This window comes from Streptomyces sp. NBC_00286 (assembly GCF_036173125.1).
GTDB lineage: Bacteria > Actinomycetota > Actinomycetes > Streptomycetales > Streptomycetaceae > Streptomyces.
In genome coordinates this window covers 6,207,335-6,224,383 of the sequence record NZ_CP108054.1, presented here as the reverse complement: position 1 = coordinate 6,224,383, position 17,049 = coordinate 6,207,335, and the positions used below count along the sequence as shown (strand labels likewise).

Here is a 17,049-nt window from a genome sequence, read left to right as displayed (position 1 = left end):
CTGGTCCAGACGTCCGTGCAGATGCTGCCCGAGACCGTGCAGCCGCTCACCGTCCTACGCCTCGAAGCGCTCCTCACGGCCCGAGGCGGCGTGCAGGAACCTCATCCGACCGTCCGCCGCGGCCTCCACGGCGAGGCGTCCGTTGACCAGGCGGGCAGAGCCGTCGTCCGACACCGGCAGGTCGGCGTGCGGGGAGGGCGCGGGGCTGTCCAGCGCGCCGGCCTCGGCGGGGTCGACGGCCCCCGACGAGGCCCGGACCCGGACCGTGTGCGGTCCCCAGTGCTCGATGCGAGGATCTCCTCGGCGGTGTGCCGTTCCAGACCGCCCGCGCGGATGATGCAGGGCATGGCAACTCGTCTGTTCTTCTCAAGGGCCCGGGAACGTGCATCCGTGCGGGCGTCGTGGCTCGGTGGCCGGTATCGTCTGGGGCGCTCGACGGCACCGGCCACCCCTGGTCAGTGCTTCTTGTCGTAGGCCTGCTGGTAGATCTCCAGGAAGCGCTTCAACCCGAGCTTGTCGAGGTTCTTGAGGTAGGAGTCCCAGTCGGCGTCGAGGGACTTCTTCCCGGTGATGAACTGCACCGCGCTCTGCTGTACGAAGGTGCCGATGTTCGTCTGGAGCGTGGCGAGTTCGCCTGCCTTCGCCGGGTCGATCCACGCCTCCCCGTAAGGGAACGCGATCGACGACTTGGACTCGTGTCCCTCGTAGAGCTTCGTGGCTTCGAAGAGCCGGCGTTCCCATCCGTCCACCGTCTTGGGGTCCTTGGCCACCGCTTGCGTGTTGCGGAATTGCGCGGTGTTGTTGTACTGCGTCAGCGCTCCCCAGTTGCCGTTGGCGGGTGCGGTCCCGGCGCGCTTGTACCTCGCCTTCACGCTGTCGTCGAGCGCGATGTCCTTCGGGCCGGGCCTGGCCCAGCCTGGGCCCTCCGGGCCGAACATGCCGTTGAGCTCACCCTCCTCGCTGAAGATGTAGTTCAGCATCTTGATCGCCTGGATCTGCTTGGTCTGCGAGGCCTTGGTCGTGAGGACGAAGGTCGCTCCGGGCGCCGACGACGAGGCAAGCGTCGCGTAGCTCTCGCCCTCCGGGCCGGTCAGCGGAGGCAGCGCGTCGTACTGCAGGTCGCGGCCGTCCTTCTGGCCCCCAGTGACGGCGATCTGCGGGTGCGTCACCGTCGCCGAGCCCAGGATCACTCCACCCGCGTGGTCGCCCAGCTTCATCAGGGCTTCCGCGTTCTGGGTGAAGACGCTGCTGTCGATCAGATCTTCGTCGTAGAGCGACTTGATGTACCTCAGGCCCTCGCGCCAGTCCTCCTTGTTCGCCTGGATGTCGGCCTTACCGTCGTTCAGGGCCAGCGTGGGGTTGGTGTCGGGGGCGGAGTTGCCGGTCGGGGTGTTGATGAACGCGTTCATCAGGTACGGGATGATGGTGTTCCCGGTGTCCCCGCTCAGCGGAACCTCGTCGGCCTTGCCATTTCCGTTGGGGTCCTTCGTCTTGAAGGCGCTCAGTACGTCGCGGAACTCGTCCGTGGTCGTCGGCGGCTTCAGCCCCAGCTCCTTCAGCCACGCGCTGTTCATCCACAGCTTGGCCGGGTACGAGCAGTGGAAGCAGTCGACCCACTGGGGCAGTCCGTAGATCTTGCCGTCGGGTGCGGTGGCCATCCGCTTGTATGCGGGGACATCGGCGAATGCCTTCTTGATGTTGGGGCCGTACTGGTTGACCAACTGGTTCAGCGGCTGGATGACGCCCTGGGTGGACAGCTTGAGGAGCTCTGTCTGGCTGAACTGGTCGACCCAGGGAATCAGCAGGTACAGGTCGGGCAGGTCACCGCTGGCCAGCGAGATCTGGCGCTTCTCCTTGGCCGGGCCGCCGTCCTGGGTGGTCGTCTGCCAGTTGATGGTGATGTTGAACTTCTGCTTGATCAGTTTGGTGAACGCGTTGGTCTTGAGGTTCTGGTCCGCGGCCTGGGGAGCGAAGACGTTGAGGGTGACCGGCGGGTTTCCGGTGATCTTGGGGAGCGGCTTGGACGTGTCGTTGTCGCCGGACGAACCACTGGTGCAGGCCGCCAGGGTCGCGAGCAGCGTCCCGGCGACCGCCACTCTGGTGAGTGGACGTGAACGAGGCATGGGGAAATCCCTTCTTCTGACAGGGGGATGGCAAGCGGGGAGGTGAGGGGCGAGCCTGGGTAAGGGGGGTCTGCTCAGCCCTTGATCGCGCCGATCATGATTCCCTTGGTGAAGTAGCGCGCGACGAAGGGATAGATGAGCAGGACGGGCACACTCGCGATGACGATCAGGGAGTACTTGAGCAGATCCGCGAGCTGCTTGCGTTCCAGCATCTGGGCGGCATCTGTCATGCCGCTGGGGCTGGTGTTGAGGATGAGGATGTTCCGCAGCACCAGCTGGATCGGGTAGAGGTCGGCGTCCTTGAGGTAGAGCAGGGCGTCGAAGTAGGAGTTCCACTGGGTGATGGCGTACATCAGCGCCACCACGGCGATCATCGGTTTGGCCAGGGGCAGGGCGACCTTCCATAGGAAGCGCAGGTCCCCGCAGCCGTCGAGTTGCGCGGCCTCGTACAACTCGTCGGGGATCATGGTGCGGAAGTAGGTACTGGCGATGACGACCTGCCAGACGCCGATGGCCTGCGGGATGACCAGTGCCCAGCGGGTGTTGATCATGCCGAGTTCCTGGACCACCAGGTAGGTCGGGATCAGCCCGCCGGAGAACAGCATGGTGAAGACCACGACGGCCATCACCGGGCCCCGCCCGAACAGGCTCTTGCGGGACAGGGGGTAGGCGAGGGCGATGGTGAAGGCGACGCTGATAAGCGTGCCGACGCCCGTGTAGAAGAGCGAGTTGAGGAATCCCGTGACGATCTGCGGGTTGCTGAGGGCGACTTCGTAGCCGCGCAGGGAGAATTCGACCGGCCAGAACAGCACCCGGCCGGACGAGACGGCGATCGGATCGCTGAAGGAACTGGCGACGATGTTCAGCAGTGGAAGAAGAACGACGGCCAGGAACGTGCACAGCAGCAGGTAGGTGCAGAACAGGAACATCCGGTCGACCCGGGTCTCCTGGATCCGCCGGCTGCCCCGCCGTCGGAGCGGGAGCGGACGTGAAGAGCCCGGACTGCGGCGTGTGCCTGGCGTCGTCGGGCGGTCATGGCTCTCCGGGCCGGCAACCGCTGGTATCTGTGACCGGCTCATGACCACACCCCGCTTCCGGTGAGCCGTTTGGCGACGAAGTTCACGAAGACCAGTAGGGCCAGATTGACCACCGAGTTGAGCAGCCCGATGGCGGTCGCCTGGCTGAAGTCGGCGTTGAGCAGGCCGGTCTTGTAGACGTAGGTGGCGATGATCTCCGAGGAGCTGAGGTTTATCGGGTTCTGCAGCAGGAAGGCCTTCTCGAACCCGATCGCCATGATGTTGCCGACGGCGAGGACGAGGATGATCACGGCGACCGGCATGATGCTCGGCAGGTCGACGTGCCAGATCTTCTGCAGCCTTGTGGCGCCGTCGACGCGTGCCGCCTCGTACAGCGACTGATCGACACCCGCGAGGGTGGCCAAGTAGATCACGGCCGAGTAACCCGCGGTCTGCCAGATGTCCGACCAGACGTAGATGTGCCGGAAGTAGTCCGCATCCGCCAGCAGGTCCGCCTTGTCGACGCCGAAGAAGCCCGTGACATGGCTGACGAGACCTGTTTGGGGAGACAGGATCATGATCGTCATCGAGACGACGACAACGGTGGAGATGAAGTACGGCGCATACGTCACCATCTGCACAGTCCGCTTGAATATCCCCTGCCGGATCTCGTTCAGTGCCAGCGCCAGGATGATCGGCACCGGGAAGCTTGCGATCACCGCGTAGAACGACAGCAGGAAGGTGTTCTTCACCAGCTGCCAGAAGACCGGGTTGTCGAATATCTGCTGGAAGTTGCGCAGGCCCACCCAGTCGCTTCCCCAGACGCCCTTGATGATGTTGTAGTCCTTGAAGGCGATGACCGCGTTGGCCATGGGGACGTACTTGAAGATCACCAGGTGGACGAGCGGCACCATCAGCAGCAGGTAGAGCGTCCAATGCCGGGTGACGCTGCGCCGGGCCCTGCGCCGCATGCTCACCTTCGGCAGGCGGAGCGGCTGCGCCGCGCTGTTCTCGGACATCTCTAGGCTCCAGAGGCCGGGCGGCGTTTGCGGAACGGGCGGCAGGCGCGCCGCGGCAGCCCTGCCGGCGGATGGGTCCAACTGCCCATTGCTGTGTCTCTCCTTGTTGGCCGTGCGGGGATGGGCACTGACGAAGGTCGGCCCTGCGGGTGGATTCGTGGTCCGTGCGTGCCGCCGTCCACGGCTAGGCCGGTGCCGATGATGGAACGGGACAGTGGGCTCGCGAGGTAGGCGATGGCCGCGGCACCTCGTCGACGGTGGCCCGGCGTCCCATGGGGATGACGGGCGTGAGGGCGGCGCGTCCTGCCTCGGGGTCGGCGGCGCGCTCCAGCAGGCGTCAGATCCGCGAAGTGTCAGCGGTGCCGGGGGATGAAACAGTCGACGCGGATTCCGGAGGGTAAGAGGTCGGCGACGGTCGCCCGGGGGAGGTGGAGGACGGCGCCCTTGGTCTCCGAGTACGGCGCCCACTCGGGCAGACCCGCGGTCGCCGCGAGGGAGCAGGTGTTGACGATGGCCGCGCTGCCGGAGCGGCGCAGAAGGGGAAGTGCGGCGCGGGTCACCCGGATGACAGCGAGGACGTTGGCGTCGAAGAGGCTGTGCCACTCGTCGTCGGTGTTGTCCTCGATGGTGCCCTGGGCGCCCATCCCGGCGTTGTCGGCCAGGATGTCGATGCCGCCGAGCAAGCGTGCGGTGGCCAGGACGATGCCGGAGGCGCCGCCGGTGACAACCGCTCTCAGGCCCGTGAACTCGGGCGGATCGTCGCTCATGTGCCGGCCTCCTCCTGCCATACGGGACCGTCCGGGAAGCGGTGGGCTGCCATGGAGGCCGGGTGCAGTTGAGCGCTGATGCCGGGGGCGGTCGGTGCGAGGTAGTGGCCGTCGCGGATGCGCACGGGGTCGGTGAAGTGCTCGTGCAGATGGTCGACGTACTCGATCACACGGTTCTCGGTGCTGGCGCTGACGGCGACGTAGTCGAACATCGCCAGGTGCTGCACCATCTCGCAGAGTCCGACACCGCCGGCGTGCGGGCAGACCGGGACCCCGAACTTGGCGGCCAGCAGCAGGATGGCGACGTTCTCCGTGACCCCGGCGGTGCGGCTGGCGTCCATCTGCAGGACGTCCAGCGCTCCCGCCTGGAGGAGTTGTTTGAACATCACCTGGTTGTGGGTGTGTTCGCCGGTGGCCACCTTCACGGGCGCCACCGCCTTGCGGACTGCGGCATGTCCGAGGACGTCGTCGGGTGAGGTGGGTTCCTCGATCCAGTACGGGTCGTAGGGGGCGAGCGTGCCCATCCAGTCGATCGCCTGCTGAACTCCCCATGCCTGGTTGGCGTCCACGGCGATCCGGATGTCCGGACCGACCGCCTCGCGGGCCAGCCGCAGTCGGTGGACGTCGGCGTCGAGGTCGGCGCCCACCTTCAGTTTGATCAGGGTAAAACCGTCGGCGACCGCCTCCTTGGACAGCCGCACCAGCTTCTCGTCGTCGTAGCCGAGCCAGCCCGGTGTCGTCGTGTATGCCGGATAGCCGTGCTCCAGCAGGTGGGCGGTGCGTTCGGCGCGGCCCGGCTCCGCGCTGCGCAGGATGTCCAGGGCCTCGTCGCGGGTCAGGGCGTCCTCGAGGTAGCGGAAGTCGACCAGGTCGACGAGCTGCTCCGGCGACAGCTCGGACAGCAGCCGCCAGACCGGGTTTCCCGTGCGGCGCCCGTACAGGTCCCACACAGCGTTGACGATCGCCGCGGCGGCCATGTGGATCGCGCCCTTCTCCGGTCCCAGCCAGCGCAGTTGGCTGTCTCCGGTCAACCGCCGGGAGAAGCCGCCGAGATCATCCAGGACTTCCTGCACCGGCAGCCCGACCACCAATGGGGCCAGGGCCCGTACGGCGGCGACCTCGACGTCGTTGCCGCGCCCCACGGTGAAGGCCAGCCCGTGTCCCTCGTCACCAGCGCTCGTACGGATCGTCACATAGGCGGCCGAGTAGTCGGGTTCGGGGTTCAAGGCGTCAGAGCCGTCGAGTTCGCGCGAGGTGGGGAACCGCACATCCACCGCTTCGAGGGCGCTGATCAGTTCAGTCATGGTGCCTGGCCATCCCGGCCCGCGGGCCGTGGTGTCGGTTCGGAGTCCAACCACCTGCCGTCAAGCGTCGATGGCAGTCCCTGTAGAACAACAGGTATCGGACATGGGATGGATTTAAAGGCCGACCGAATGACCATGTCCATACCTACGGCAGAAGTTTCTCTATGTGACCGCAACTCCTGCGGTTTTCCGCTTCGCTGACCTTGGCGGCCGCAGACGAACCTCCCCTGCCTCGGAGGCCATGGGATGTCTTGCCACGGCGCCGCTGCACACGCAGCTAGGGCGCGTATCGCGTCGTGATCAATGGGCATCGCAGCTTCCGGGGCGGGTGCCCCGTCTGGGGTGCGGGGCCCGGCGATCTGCTGCTGCGCCGTGTGGACGCGAGTGACCGGAAGCGTTGCCGCAGGCAGCGGCGAGGCCCGAGGGCACCGGCTGCGTGCCCGCCGGGAGGGTGTGTCAGACCATGGCGAGCCGGTCCACCAGCAGCTCCACCCTCGGCTCTGCGTACTCGGGCAGCAGGCGGCCCGCGCGGGTCAGGGTCGCCAAGCCGTGCAGGGACGCCCGCCTGCACGTCCTTGACGGTGGCGTCGGGCCCATGAACGCTTCCTCCTCCCGAGCGGCTCCAGCACCTCGAGCTGCAGCACCGCGCGGTACGACTCCGGATGCCCGGCCGGCAGCCCCACGTATTCGTCGAGCTGGGCTATGCGCACTCGGGAGTCGTCCACGGCACCGGAGTGCACCCTGGCCGTCAGCGCCTGGTAGACGGGCAGCGGGGTCGAACCCGTGGCTCATCCCGAGCAGCGCGTCGGGCTTGCGCCGGAGCAACTGCGCCATGGCCTCGGCGATCAGCTCGCCACTGCGGCGGTGTCCGGAACGATGACGACTTCCACGCTGGCCTGTCGTTCTGAGATGTGCTGGGTGGACAACCTTGTAGGGCTGGGCGGGGTGTCCGGAGCCGTCGCCCAGCACCCCGCCCGGCACTCGTACTGTTACCGCCGCGCGCCCGTGAACACGACCGCTACTTCGGGGATGCGGTCGATGTACCCATCCAGGAGCTGCCGGCCGACAGTGACCGAATCGACGAGGGGGTGGAGGGAGAACGCCTTGACGGCGTCGGCGCGGGAGCCTGTCGTGGCCGCGCTGATGGTGAGCCGCTCGACCGCCTTGACCTGCTGCATCAGGCCGGCCTGATGCAGGTCGGGCTGGGTGAGGGTGAGCGGGTGGACGCCGCCCGCGTCGACGGTCACCGGGACCTCGACGACCGCATCCTGGGGGAGTGCGGACACGGTCGTTCCGTTGCGCACGTTGAGGATCATCGTGGCCCGCTCATTGCGGCTGACCGCGGCCATCACCGCGAGGGCGACGCCCGCATAGCCCTGGTGCACGGGGTCCGGCTGGAAGGCCGCGTCGGCCTCGGCCTCCCCCTGCACGGCTCCCTTGGCCTCGGCCATGTAGTTGGCGCTGCGGTTGGCGATGGTTTCGCGCCACAGTTGCACGGCCGAGCCTCCGGTGGCCTCGCTGACCCGCTCGTAGAACTGCCGCTGCTGCCGGGCGAGGAACTCGCCGCGGGTCTGCGGGGCGTCGAGGATGGAGCGTACGGCGTCCCGGTTGAAGTAGTAGTAGTAGAGGTACTCGTTGGGGATCAGGCCGAGGTCGCGCAGCCACTCCGTGCCGAAGACGACTCCCTCCTCAAGGCTGCTGAGGCGTTCGTCGGCGAGCAGGCGCGGCAGAACGTCCTCGCCGTTGTACAGGACCCTGCGCATCCAGCCGAGGTGGTTGAGGCCGACGTAGTCGAACTGGGCCCGGGCCGGGTCGAGGCCGAGCGTCGTGGCGATCCGGCGGCCCAGGCCGGAGGGGGTGTCGCAGATACCGAGGACGCGGTCGCCCAGGACGCTCTGCATCGCCTCGGTGATCATCCCGGCGGGGTTGGTGCCGAACGGCAACTCGTCGGCGGACAACACGAACCAGACCGCCGACCCGGTGTCCACGGAAGTCGCCAAGGCGGGCAGGGTCACTCTCACCGAGTGGGATCAGAACACCGATCCGGCACCAACGCTTCCTCGGAAGCGCTGAACAGGGCGCTCATGAAGAAGTACCCGTAGGGCCACCAGAGGCGGGCTGGACCGGCCGGGCGCCGGCGGGCTGGGCGGTATGGCGAGAGGAAATCTCCACCACGTAGGGCAAGTTGCGCTCCTCCAGACCCAGGCCCGCGCTGCGGCGTCGGCTGCTGACCGTGCGAGCGCGGGACGGGTTTTGGGCACTTATGGGCCGTGCGCCAGTACTTGTTAGCCTCGACCGTGGCCCCTAGCCCGACGATCCGATGGACTGTGGATCATGACAGCGACAGCGCCAACAACGTTGGTCCTCGCGGGGACAGGCAAGACCGGACGCCGCGTCGTGTCCGGACTCGAAGCGCGTGACGTGCCGGTACGGGTCGGCTCACGACGCGCCGATCCGCCTTTCGACTGGCAGGACGACACCACATGGGAACCCGCGCTACGAGGCATGGACGCGGCTTATGTCGCCTTCTACCCTGACGCGGCGTTCCCCGGCTCGGCCAGAACCGTGGGCTCCTTCGCGAACCTCGCAGTTGCCCGCGGCGTCCGGCGCCTCGTCCTGCTTGCCGACCGCGGTGCCGACGAGGCCGAGCGGTGCGAACAGGCGGTGCGGGACTCGGGTGCGGAGTGGACCATCGTGCGGGCGGGTTTCATCACGCAGAACTTCAGCGAGGCCTTCCTCGTAGAACTGGTCCGGGCCGGCGTGGTCGCCCTTCCGGCCGGCGACGTGGCGGAACCGTTCACCGACGCGCAGGACATCGCGGATGTCGCCGTCGCGGCCATGACCGAGAACGGCCATACCGGCCGGATCCACGAAGTGACCGGCCCACGACTGCTCACCTTCGCCGATGCCGTCGCCGAGATAGCGAGCGCGACCCGCAGGGAGATCCGCTATCTGCCGGTCACGCCCGACCAGTTCATCTCATCCCTGACCGAACGAGGCGTGCCGCCCGAGTACGCAACGCAACTGGCCAACCTGATGACCGAGGTCTTCGACGGCCGCAGGGCCCAGGTGACCGACACCGTCGAGCGCATTCTCGGCCGCCCTCCACGCGACTTCGCGGAGTACGCACACGAGACAGCCGCAACTGGCGTCTGGGATGCCCATGCCGCGCCCTCTGGCGAAGCCTGACGTGCTCGGGAAGCCAGAGCACGGCTGAGCCGATCTACGCGAACCGACCCTGAATCCGCCTGAGTTCGATGCCTCTCGGTCGGCGTGGCGATAGAGTCCACACGTGCGTTGATCTTCCGGGCGGCGGCCAAGTGCCGCCGCGGACGGTGTGGGGCGCCCCCCGACAGCGGGGCCGCCCCGGCAGGCATACCCGTCACCATCCCACCGGAGATCACACAGTGACTGCTCAGCAGCCCCTCACTTACGACGCGTTCATCGAACTCGCCCTCGCCGATTCCGCCGTCGTCGGCCTCGTTCTCAAGGGCTCCCAAGCCCACGAAGGCCTGACCACCAAGCACTCCGACCACGACCTGTACGTCATCCTCGCCGATGACGCGCCAACGGATCTCACCCGGTTCACAGGCCACCGCACCCCCGAACTCGACCTCGTCATCGTCTCCCTCGCCGAGTTCCGCACGGCCGGAATGCCCGGCTTCGAGCGCTACGCCCTCGCCCGCGCCCGGGTGGTACTCGACCGGCTCGACGGAGGCATCGCCCAACTCCTGGCCGACAAGGCACGCCTCGACGCCGATGAAGCATTCCGGGACTCCCGTGACTGGCTCGACGCCTATGCCAACTCCCTCTACCGCTCCGTCAAGAACGACCGCGACGGCCATTCACTCGCCGCCCGCCTGGACGCCGCCGACAGCATTCGATTCCTGCTCGAGCTGCTCTTCGCTCTCGACCGCCGCCCCCGCCCCTACAACAAGTACCTGGAGTGGGAACTCGCCCAATACCCGCTGCCCGACTGGGACACCGACATGCTGCTCGGTGCCGTCGCCCACATCTCAGGAACAGGCGACGTGCCCCTGCAACGACGCCTCTTCACCCGTGTCGAGGCAGCGGCCCGGCAGGCCGGACACGGTGAGGTGCTGGACGCGTGGGGTGAGGACCTCGATCTGATGCGACCGCAGTAGAAGGGATGCCGCGGCGGTCGGACTGCTGCCGGCACCAGCAAAGCGGCCCTGCGGCAGTTGGTCCGCCCGCCGCTGCGGTCGTCGGGTGAGTCCCACGCGGACGCGCACCCACATGACGTACAAGTCAGCTGCTTAAGCATCCAGGGCGAGGAACTGGCGGGCACCGCGCAACGTGGTGTGCAGCTTGCGCTGAGTGGCGCGACTGTCAAGGCGGACATCTAGTGCCCCGGGGAGTGCGCTATTGGCCCGCAGACCCGCAGGCAGTCGGGAGGTGTCTAGCCCGTCACGCTTGGCGATGAGGATGCCGAGTTCGTAACGGCTCACCGCGTCAGCTCCTGCCAGATGGTGAACGCCGTTCGCCTCGGCGGATGCGAGTTCCAGAAGGGCGGCGGCCAGGTCGGCGACATGCACGGGGCAGCGAACGTCGTCGGTGAACAGCACGCCATTTCGAGTACCGGCCGCGAGGTCATGCACCGCGCGTACGTGCGCAGACCGACGGTCACCGATGATCAGCGAGGTACGAGCGATCACGGCATCCGGGTGCGCGAGGTGAATCCCTGTCTCCGCTGCGGCCTTCGCCGCGCCGTAGGGGGTTACGGGGTCGGGGAGGCAGGATTCGTCGTAGTGGACGCGGGCGCCAGAGAACACCGCGTCACTGGATACGTGGACCAGGCGGCAGCCGTACTTCGCCGCAGCCATCGCCAGGCGGACAGGGCCTTCGGCCGTGACTGCCCAGTCGGATTGGCCGCTGGTTGCGTTGACGACGAGGCGCGGGCCGACCTCAGCCACGACTGCTTCGACGCGCTTGGGGTCCCGCAGGTCGAGGGCATGCCACGTGACCTCCTGAGCACTACCGGGCCTGGTCGCGAAGGTCGCGGCCGTTACATGCCCGGCTGCTGCTGCCTGGCGCACCAGCTCAGTGCCAAGGAACCCGCTACCGCCGATGATCAGGATCGTCATGACGCGACACAGTAAGGGATCCTCGCGCCGCTCCAACTTCGATGAAGCTACCCAGCTCCGGCTCGTCCGCCAGGCCGCCGCCGGGCTCCGCTGCCCCTGGGAGAATGCAGCCGAGCGCGGCCGCCTCACCCCGGCCCGGGTCCGCCGCGGGTTCCGGCACCGCCGCCCGCACCTCGCCTGTCCGGCCCGTGCACCCAAACCCTCAACACCCGGCCCCGGGCGGCCAATCGGCTCGAAGAAGCGACGACCGCCATCCACTACGACGTCGGCAAAACCGTCAGGCGGCCCGAGAGCATCATCGAATGCGACGTGCTCAGACCTCGAAGAACAAGCTCAGGCGACTTCGGTGCGGAAGCCGTCCATGTCGGCGACGACCTTCAGGCTTTCCGGTTTCTGCTTCAGGATCGTGTGCAGAAGGTCAGCGTTGGTACGGTCCGCGGGGCCGGGGAGGAACCGGACTCGCCCGCCGGGTTGCGTGATTTCGATCCGTACCTCTCCCCCGATGGCCTGGATGTAGGCGGCGAGGTCGAAGATGAGCTGGGCGAGGGGGATCAGCTCGTCCGAGGTGCTGGTCTCCAGCTCGTCGATGCGGGAAAGGTCGACGGGGAGAGGCTGAAGGCGCCGGATTCCAGACTGATGACCCGGGTGAGTTCGACACTCATACGGCGGGCGACGTCCTCACGGGTGGCGCTGGCTCGCTCGCGGAGTTCGACGAGTGGGGCACCGCGTTCCTCTGCGGCCAGGCGCTCGGCCTCCCGCTTGACCCCTTCGCGGTCGGCAGGGTCATCGAAGAATTCGGCGAGCAGGTCATCAGGGGTGTCGTAGACGCCCGCTTCGTGGGTGTTCATCCTCGGCCCTCCTCCATCTCCTTCAAGTGTCGCTCATATCGCTCTTCGGCGATCGAAATCGACTCGTCGTACCAGCCGGTCCAGTTTCCTGCCTTGTTACCGGCGGCGAGCACAACCGCTTCTGGGTTGCTGTTCCGCGACGAGCGTTGCTGACCGTAGGTTTCGACATAACCGATCGACGCCCTGATCGTGGTGGCGTTAGCTGGTCGGCATGCCAGAGCTGCGTACCGAACGTCTCCTGCTCCGCCGGTGGCGGGAGTCCGACCTCGAGCCGTGGGCGGCGATGAACGCCGATCCCGAAGTCCGGGAGCACCTGGGTGAACTGCTGACGCGGGAGCAAAGCGACGCCGCGGTGGCAGTCATGCAGGCCGAGTTCGACGAGCGCGGGTTTGGGTGGTGGGCGCTCGAAGCACGGGAGACCGGTGAGTTCATCGGCCGCGTCGGCTTGGACGAGGTGGACGAGGACATGCCGTTCACGGGGGTGGATATCGGGTGGCGGTTGATGCGTTCGGCGTGGGGGCACGGTTACGCCACCGAGGCCGCCCTTGTGTGCCTGGCCTTCGGCTTCGAGACCCTCGGGCTGCCGGAGCTCGTTGCATCAACGACCGCCAAGAACCTTCGTTCCCAGGCAGTGATGCGCCGGATCGGCATGAACCGGGACCCGGCCGACGATTTCGAGGATCCGAGCGTGACCGAAGGGCCGCTTCGCCGCTGTGTGCTGTACCGGATTCCTCGCAGGGAAGCCCACGGACTACACCACGAGCGCTGGGTAACGTGAGCCGAGTGTCGAGCGAGGAAGTGATGCAGGACGGTGCCCATCGCCGGGTGGTTCGGATCGGCGACACTGTCCGCAGGCCGGTCCAGCCGTGGACGCCCACCATCCACGCGTTGCTGCGACACCTGGAGAAGGTCGGCTTCGCCTACGCGCCCCGACCGCTGGGCATTGATGACGAGGGCCGTGAGGTCCTTACGTACATCGAGGGTGAGTCCGGCTCGTTGGGCTGGGCCAAGGTCGTGGACGACCAGGGCCTGAGCAACTTTGCCCGACTGCTGCGCGATTATCACGCTGCCTGCGAGAGCTTTTCACCTCCACCGGGTGCGAACTGGTCCACGGATGCAGACGGCAGGGAGGCAGGCAGTCCTGACGACGAGGTTGTCTGCCATGGGGACTTCGGCCCCTGGAACGTCGTCTGGCAGGGTAACCAGCCGGCGGGAATCATCGACTGGGACTTCGCTCGCCCGGCACCACGCCTGCACGACGTGGCCTACGCGCTCGAGTACGTCGCCCCGTTCCGCGACGACGCCGAGTGCCTGCGCTGGCTGCGCTACCCGGCGCCGCCCGACCGCCGTCTGCGGCTGGAGCACTTCTGCAGCGCGTACGGCCTCGACTCAACCGCGGGGATCGTCGACGCCGTCATTGCCAGACAGCAGGACAACGCCGACCTCGTGCGCCGACTGGCCGAGCAAGGGCACGAGCCCCAGGCCACCTGGGCCGCCGACGGGTTCCTGGCCGCACTTGACCGCAGGATCGACTGGAGCAAGACGCACCGACAGTTGCTCGAGTAGCCGATTATCCGGTCACCGACCGTACTTCTCGCCGCCATATCCAGCCGTTCCTCGGCCTGGACCGACAGGCGTTACCCAGGGCCGACATCCACGTGACCTCGGCCTGGACCTACCCAAGCCAGGTCACCCGCTGGATGTACACCCGCTTCCGGTAGTCGATGATCTGGTACCACACCATGAGCGGACCCATGGCGATCACGCGCAGGCCCTGCGGGTTCGTCACGCTCGCTCCGTCGCCCGGATCACTGGCCCAGTGAGGGGAGTACGACGAGTTCTCTCGCAACTTCCTCGGCGGCTGCGCGTCCTTCGGTCGGCAATTCACCGACCACCCAGTCAGGGTCCGCGCCGTACTCCCAGGCCCACTCGGGGTCTTGAGACTCCTGGTCGTTCAAGCCTCGATCTCCCGCTCGGCCTCGCGCAGAATCCTGTTGATCTCCGCCATCGCGGCGCGGAACACGGCTTCGTCGACTGTTTCGTTCTGAGAGATCCGCTCGGCCTCGTGCAGACGAGCCGCCCGTGCCGGATCCCGTTCGATCGCCACGAAGACGCCCCAGCGTTTCAGGAAGAGCTGAAGCGGGGCCGTACTCCCGGTCTGGCTGGCCTGATCGAACGCTCGCCCGGCTTCCAAGTCGAACTGCGGCAGGTCCACGAGGCTCACCCGCTTCACCGCCTCACGCAACGCGTCCCTGGTCAGGGGCGGCATCGGGATGATCGGCCCATCATGATGCACCGGCTGTGCGCTCATCCGTCGGCCCCTTCTCGACAGAGGCCGGATGGGCCGAGCGCCCCGAGTTCGAACCAGACGCTCTTCCCTCCCGGGGGTGGGCCGACGGAGTGTGCGGCGTCGGGTTCTGTGCCCCATCTCCCCTCGGTGAGTGCGTCCACGAGCCACATGCCGCGCCCGCTCTCACCGTGGCAGCCCTCTCTCAGTACGGGCGGCTGCAGGTCTCCGTCGTAGACGGTGACCCGGACCGCAGCGAGTGGTTCACCGACAGCCAGCCGTAACACCGCGTCGGCCCCCTTGGCGTGTACGCAGGCGTTGGTGACGAGTTCGGAGGTGCAGAGGGCCGCGTCGTCGGCGAGGTCGCCGAGTTGCTGCGAGCGCAGGACGGAGGCGACGAAGTCGCGGGCGACGCGGGGTGTGGTGTCAAGGAAGGGCAGAAGAGGATGTATTCGGGCATGGAGGATCAACTCCGTTGCGGGAATGGGGAAATGCAGGGAGAGGAAGCAGCAGGGGGTAGGACGCCGGTTGGTGTCATTGCCCGTGGGGTCGACTTCACACGGGTGCGCTTCCAACTGGCGTTGGGCATGGGTGAGTTGAGCAGCCAAACACTGACGCAACGCAGCGTGTCGGCTTCAGCACTGAAGGTAGGGGACAACCTATAACCGGAGCAACCTATAGCCACGAATTGGTGACGGCTCTCGTGCCCATGCCATGCTGGCGCGCGGCAAACTAGTTCAGCGGAGCAACCAGGAAGAAGGGGCGATGCCGCCAAGGAGCAATCCCACGGCCCGACAAGAGCGCCTGGGTGCCGAACTCCGCAAGATGCGCGAACACGCGGGGATCTCCGCACGCGCCGCTGCCGCGCTGCTCGGCTCGAACCCCATGCATCAGAGCCACGTCGAGACCGGACGCAGCGGCATCAGCGAAGACAGGCTCCGGCGCCTCGCCGCCCACTGCGCGTGCGATGACGCCGCGTACGTAGACGCCTTGGTCGCCATGGCTGCCGAGCGCGGAAAAGGGTGGTGGGAGGAGTACCGAGGCATCGTCGCCCCTTCGGGACTGAACCTGGCCGAGTTGGAACAGCACGCCGAGGGTGTCCAGACCTTCCAAATGGCGCACGTCCCGGGCCTGTTCCAGATCGAGGATCACATGCGGGCCATGTTCCGCTACGTGTCTCCGGACTGGCCGCAGGACGACCTGGACGCACACGTCGCGTTCCGCTCCCGACGGCAGCAGATCATCACCGGTGAACGTGCCACCCCGTACGAGGCGGTCATCCACGAAGCTGCCCTGCGCATCCTTGTGGGCGGCCGGAAGACGACCCGCGCCCAGCTTGAACACCTGCTGGAGCTCTCGGACCTGGATAACGTGACCGTGCGTGTTCTGCCCTTCGCCACCGAGGATTTCGCCGGAGCAGGGCACTCCATGCTCTACGTGCGCGGTCTGGTGCCCCAGCTCGACACAGTCCAACTGGACACCGCGCACGGCGGCGAGTTCCTCGACAGCGAGCCGCGGCTCAAGCAGTACCGGAAACGCTACGACAGGATCGTATCCACGGCTCTCGAACCGGGACGCTCCCGGGACTTCATCACCCGGATCCTCCAGGAACTCTGAAAGGCGCCCTCTTGTCCACTCCTCTCACCTGGCAGAAGTCGTCGTTCTCAGGCGGCGGTTCGGGCGAGGACTGCGTCGAACTCGCCGCCGCCGAGGATACTGCGATACGCCTCCGCGAAAGCGAACGCCCAACAACCTTCCTCACCACGGCCCCCGCTCCCCTGCGCGCCCTCCTCTCAACCCTCAAGGCCGGGCACCTCACCTCGCGATGAGGACAGGCTGGAAGAAGCCACTGCTTTCAGGGCTCTCCCAACTGACCTCGGAGAAGCCCGCGTCGGTGACGAACCGCGTCAACTGCCGCTGGCCAAGCGCCCAGTACGTGACGCGCCGCACTCGGACATACCAGTCGTCCCCGTCCGGTACGAGCTGGAAGTGCTCCAAGTCGTAGTGCTCTCCGTCGTCGTGCCAGTCCCAGAGCTGGAAGCCGATGGTCCGGCCGACCTCGGTCCAGGACACGCTCGGTGGGGTGGCGGCGGGGCGGGAGGCGAGGATCTCGTCGTAGGGGCGAGTGCTGAGCAGGAGCAGGCCGCCGTTGCGGAGGACGCGTCGCATGGCGGCCAGGGCGGTACAGACGTTCTCCTCGGTGAGCAGATGGGGAAGCGAGTTGTCGGCACACACGACGACGTCGAACTGACCGTCATTGAAAGGGAGTTGGCGCATGTCAGCCACGACTGCCGGAAGCCGCACTCCCCGCGCGGCCGCCTCCCGCACCGCCCGGCCGACCGCCGCCCTGCTGATGTCGCTGCCGGTGACCCGATGCCCCCGCAGGGCCAGCCCGATGGCCTGCGTACCGATCCCGCACGCGCAGTCCAGGACAGCCCTGGCCCCCTCCCCCAGCCTCGCCCGGATGATCGTGTCCAGGCTGCCGCCCTGCCGGACCACACTGGCGTCCCAGTCGGCGTAGATCAGGTGGTAGTCGTCGGCGAGCTGGTCGTAAAAGTGCGCCACGGGGGACTCGGTCAT

General features: G+C 67.1%; 17 protein-coding genes and 3 pseudogenes. 7 read left to right on the top strand and 13 right to left on the bottom strand.

All coding sequences use genetic code 11. The annotated features are described in order from the left end of the window. Positions 1–455: 455 nt before the first annotated feature. The 7 genes and pseudogenes from OHT21_RS28750 to OHT21_RS28715 all read right to left on the bottom strand — a co-directional run bounded on the left by OHT21_RS28750 (position 456) and on the right by OHT21_RS28715 (position 8,229). Positions 456–2,123, bottom strand: coding sequence for an ABC transporter substrate-binding protein (locus OHT21_RS28750; protein ID WP_328771186.1), 1,668 nt, complete (start codon positions 2,121–2,123; stop codon positions 456–458). 74 nt (positions 2,124–2,197) lie between these two features. After that, positions 2,198–3,052, bottom strand: a complete 855-nt coding sequence (locus tag OHT21_RS28745; protein ID WP_328771185.1) for a carbohydrate ABC transporter permease — start codon at positions 3,050–3,052, stop codon at positions 2,198–2,200. 146 nt (positions 3,053–3,198) lie between these two features. Continuing rightward, positions 3,199–4,158: an ABC transporter permease gene (locus OHT21_RS28740; protein WP_328771184.1), complete on the bottom strand. Its 960-nt coding sequence runs from the start codon at positions 4,156–4,158 to the stop codon at positions 3,199–3,201. 137 nt (positions 4,159–4,295) lie between these two features. Further along, positions 4,296–4,925: pseudogene (locus OHT21_RS28735) on the bottom strand (SDR family NAD(P)-dependent oxidoreductase); the annotation flags it as partial. Continuing rightward, positions 4,922–6,229: an enolase C-terminal domain-like protein gene (locus OHT21_RS28730; protein ID WP_328771183.1), complete on the bottom strand. Its 1,308-nt coding sequence runs from the start codon at positions 6,227–6,229 to the stop codon at positions 4,922–4,924. The gene OHT21_RS28730 and the pseudogene OHT21_RS28735, both read right to left, overlap by 4 nt. 550 nt (positions 6,230–6,779) lie before the next feature. Then, positions 6,780–7,119: pseudogene (locus OHT21_RS28720) on the bottom strand (6-phosphogluconolactonase); the annotation flags it as partial. A gap of 99 nt (positions 7,120–7,218) precedes the next feature. Next, positions 7,219–8,229 (bottom strand): hypothetical protein, encoded by a 1,011-nt coding sequence (locus OHT21_RS28715; protein ID WP_328771182.1) that lies wholly within the window; start codon positions 8,227–8,229, stop codon positions 7,219–7,221. A 334-nt stretch (positions 8,230–8,563) separates the two neighbouring features. Between OHT21_RS28715 and OHT21_RS28710 the strand changes: the two genes are divergently transcribed. After that, positions 8,564–9,418 carry an NAD(P)H-binding protein gene (locus tag OHT21_RS28710; RefSeq protein WP_328771181.1) on the top strand — a complete coding sequence of 285 codons (855 nt, stop codon included), beginning with the start codon at positions 8,564–8,566 and terminating at the stop codon, positions 9,416–9,418. Positions 9,419–9,636: 218 nt separating this feature from the next. Then, positions 9,637–10,374: a hypothetical protein gene (locus OHT21_RS28705; RefSeq protein WP_328771180.1), complete on the top strand. Its 738-nt coding sequence runs from the start codon at positions 9,637–9,639 to the stop codon at positions 10,372–10,374. Between the two features lie 132 nt (positions 10,375–10,506). Here OHT21_RS28705 and OHT21_RS28700 read toward each other — a convergent pair whose 3' ends face one another. Continuing rightward, on the bottom strand, positions 10,507–11,334 hold the full coding sequence (locus OHT21_RS28700; protein WP_328771179.1) for an SDR family oxidoreductase: 828 nt from the start codon (positions 11,332–11,334) through the stop codon (positions 10,507–10,509). Between the two features lie 49 nt (positions 11,335–11,383). On the opposite strand from OHT21_RS28700, the pseudogene OHT21_RS28695 reads away from it, so the two are divergent. After that, a pseudogene (locus OHT21_RS28695) lies at positions 11,384–11,655 on the top strand (NF041680 family putative transposase); the annotation flags it as partial. A 230-nt stretch (positions 11,656–11,885) separates the two neighbouring features. Here the strand turns inward: OHT21_RS28695 and OHT21_RS28690 are convergent. Beyond that, on the bottom strand, positions 11,886–12,182 hold the full coding sequence (locus tag OHT21_RS28690) for a hypothetical protein (protein WP_328774469.1): 297 nt from the start codon (positions 12,180–12,182) through the stop codon (positions 11,886–11,888). A gap of 211 nt (positions 12,183–12,393) precedes the next feature. Between OHT21_RS28690 and OHT21_RS28685 the strand changes: the two genes are divergently transcribed. Further along, positions 12,394–12,960 (top strand): GNAT family N-acetyltransferase, encoded by a 567-nt coding sequence (locus OHT21_RS28685; protein WP_328771178.1) that lies wholly within the window; start codon positions 12,394–12,396, stop codon positions 12,958–12,960. Between the two features lie 5 nt (positions 12,961–12,965). Continuing rightward, positions 12,966–13,748 (top strand): aminoglycoside phosphotransferase family protein, encoded by a 783-nt coding sequence (locus OHT21_RS28680; RefSeq protein ID WP_328771177.1) that lies wholly within the window; start codon positions 12,966–12,968, stop codon positions 13,746–13,748. Positions 13,749–13,990: 242 nt separating this feature from the next. Here OHT21_RS28680 and OHT21_RS28675 read toward each other — a convergent pair whose 3' ends face one another. Genes OHT21_RS28675 through OHT21_RS28665 form a run of 3 tightly spaced genes read right to left on the bottom strand, consistent with a single transcriptional unit; the run spans position 13,991 to position 14,939 of the window. Further along, a complete protein-coding gene (locus tag OHT21_RS28675) occupies positions 13,991–14,140 on the bottom strand; it encodes a hypothetical protein (protein ID WP_328771176.1) in 150 nt (49 codons plus the stop codon). Further along, complete coding sequence (locus OHT21_RS28670) at positions 14,137–14,493, bottom strand: hypothetical protein (RefSeq protein WP_328771175.1); 357 nt, start codon at positions 14,491–14,493, stop codon at positions 14,137–14,139. The genes OHT21_RS28675 and OHT21_RS28670 overlap by 4 nt, the downstream gene beginning before the upstream one ends. Further along, positions 14,490–14,939, bottom strand: coding sequence for an ATP-binding protein (locus OHT21_RS28665; RefSeq protein WP_328771174.1), 450 nt, complete (start codon positions 14,937–14,939; stop codon positions 14,490–14,492). The genes OHT21_RS28670 and OHT21_RS28665 overlap by 4 nt, the downstream gene beginning before the upstream one ends. 295 nt (positions 14,940–15,234) lie before the next feature. Between OHT21_RS28665 and OHT21_RS28660 the strand changes: the two genes are divergently transcribed. Both OHT21_RS28660 and OHT21_RS28655 read left to right on the top strand, forming a co-directional pair. Continuing rightward, on the top strand, positions 15,235–16,086 hold the full coding sequence (locus OHT21_RS28660; protein ID WP_328771173.1) for a DUF5753 domain-containing protein: 852 nt from the start codon (positions 15,235–15,237) through the stop codon (positions 16,084–16,086). A gap of 11 nt (positions 16,087–16,097) precedes the next feature. Then, positions 16,098–16,298, top strand: coding sequence for a DUF397 domain-containing protein (locus tag OHT21_RS28655; protein WP_328771172.1), 201 nt, complete (start codon positions 16,098–16,100; stop codon positions 16,296–16,298). Here the strand turns inward: OHT21_RS28655 and OHT21_RS28650 are convergent. Beyond that, positions 16,285–17,049: a class I SAM-dependent methyltransferase gene (locus tag OHT21_RS28650; protein ID WP_328771171.1), complete on the bottom strand. Its 765-nt coding sequence runs from the start codon at positions 17,047–17,049 to the stop codon at positions 16,285–16,287. The genes OHT21_RS28655 and OHT21_RS28650 overlap by 14 nt on opposite strands.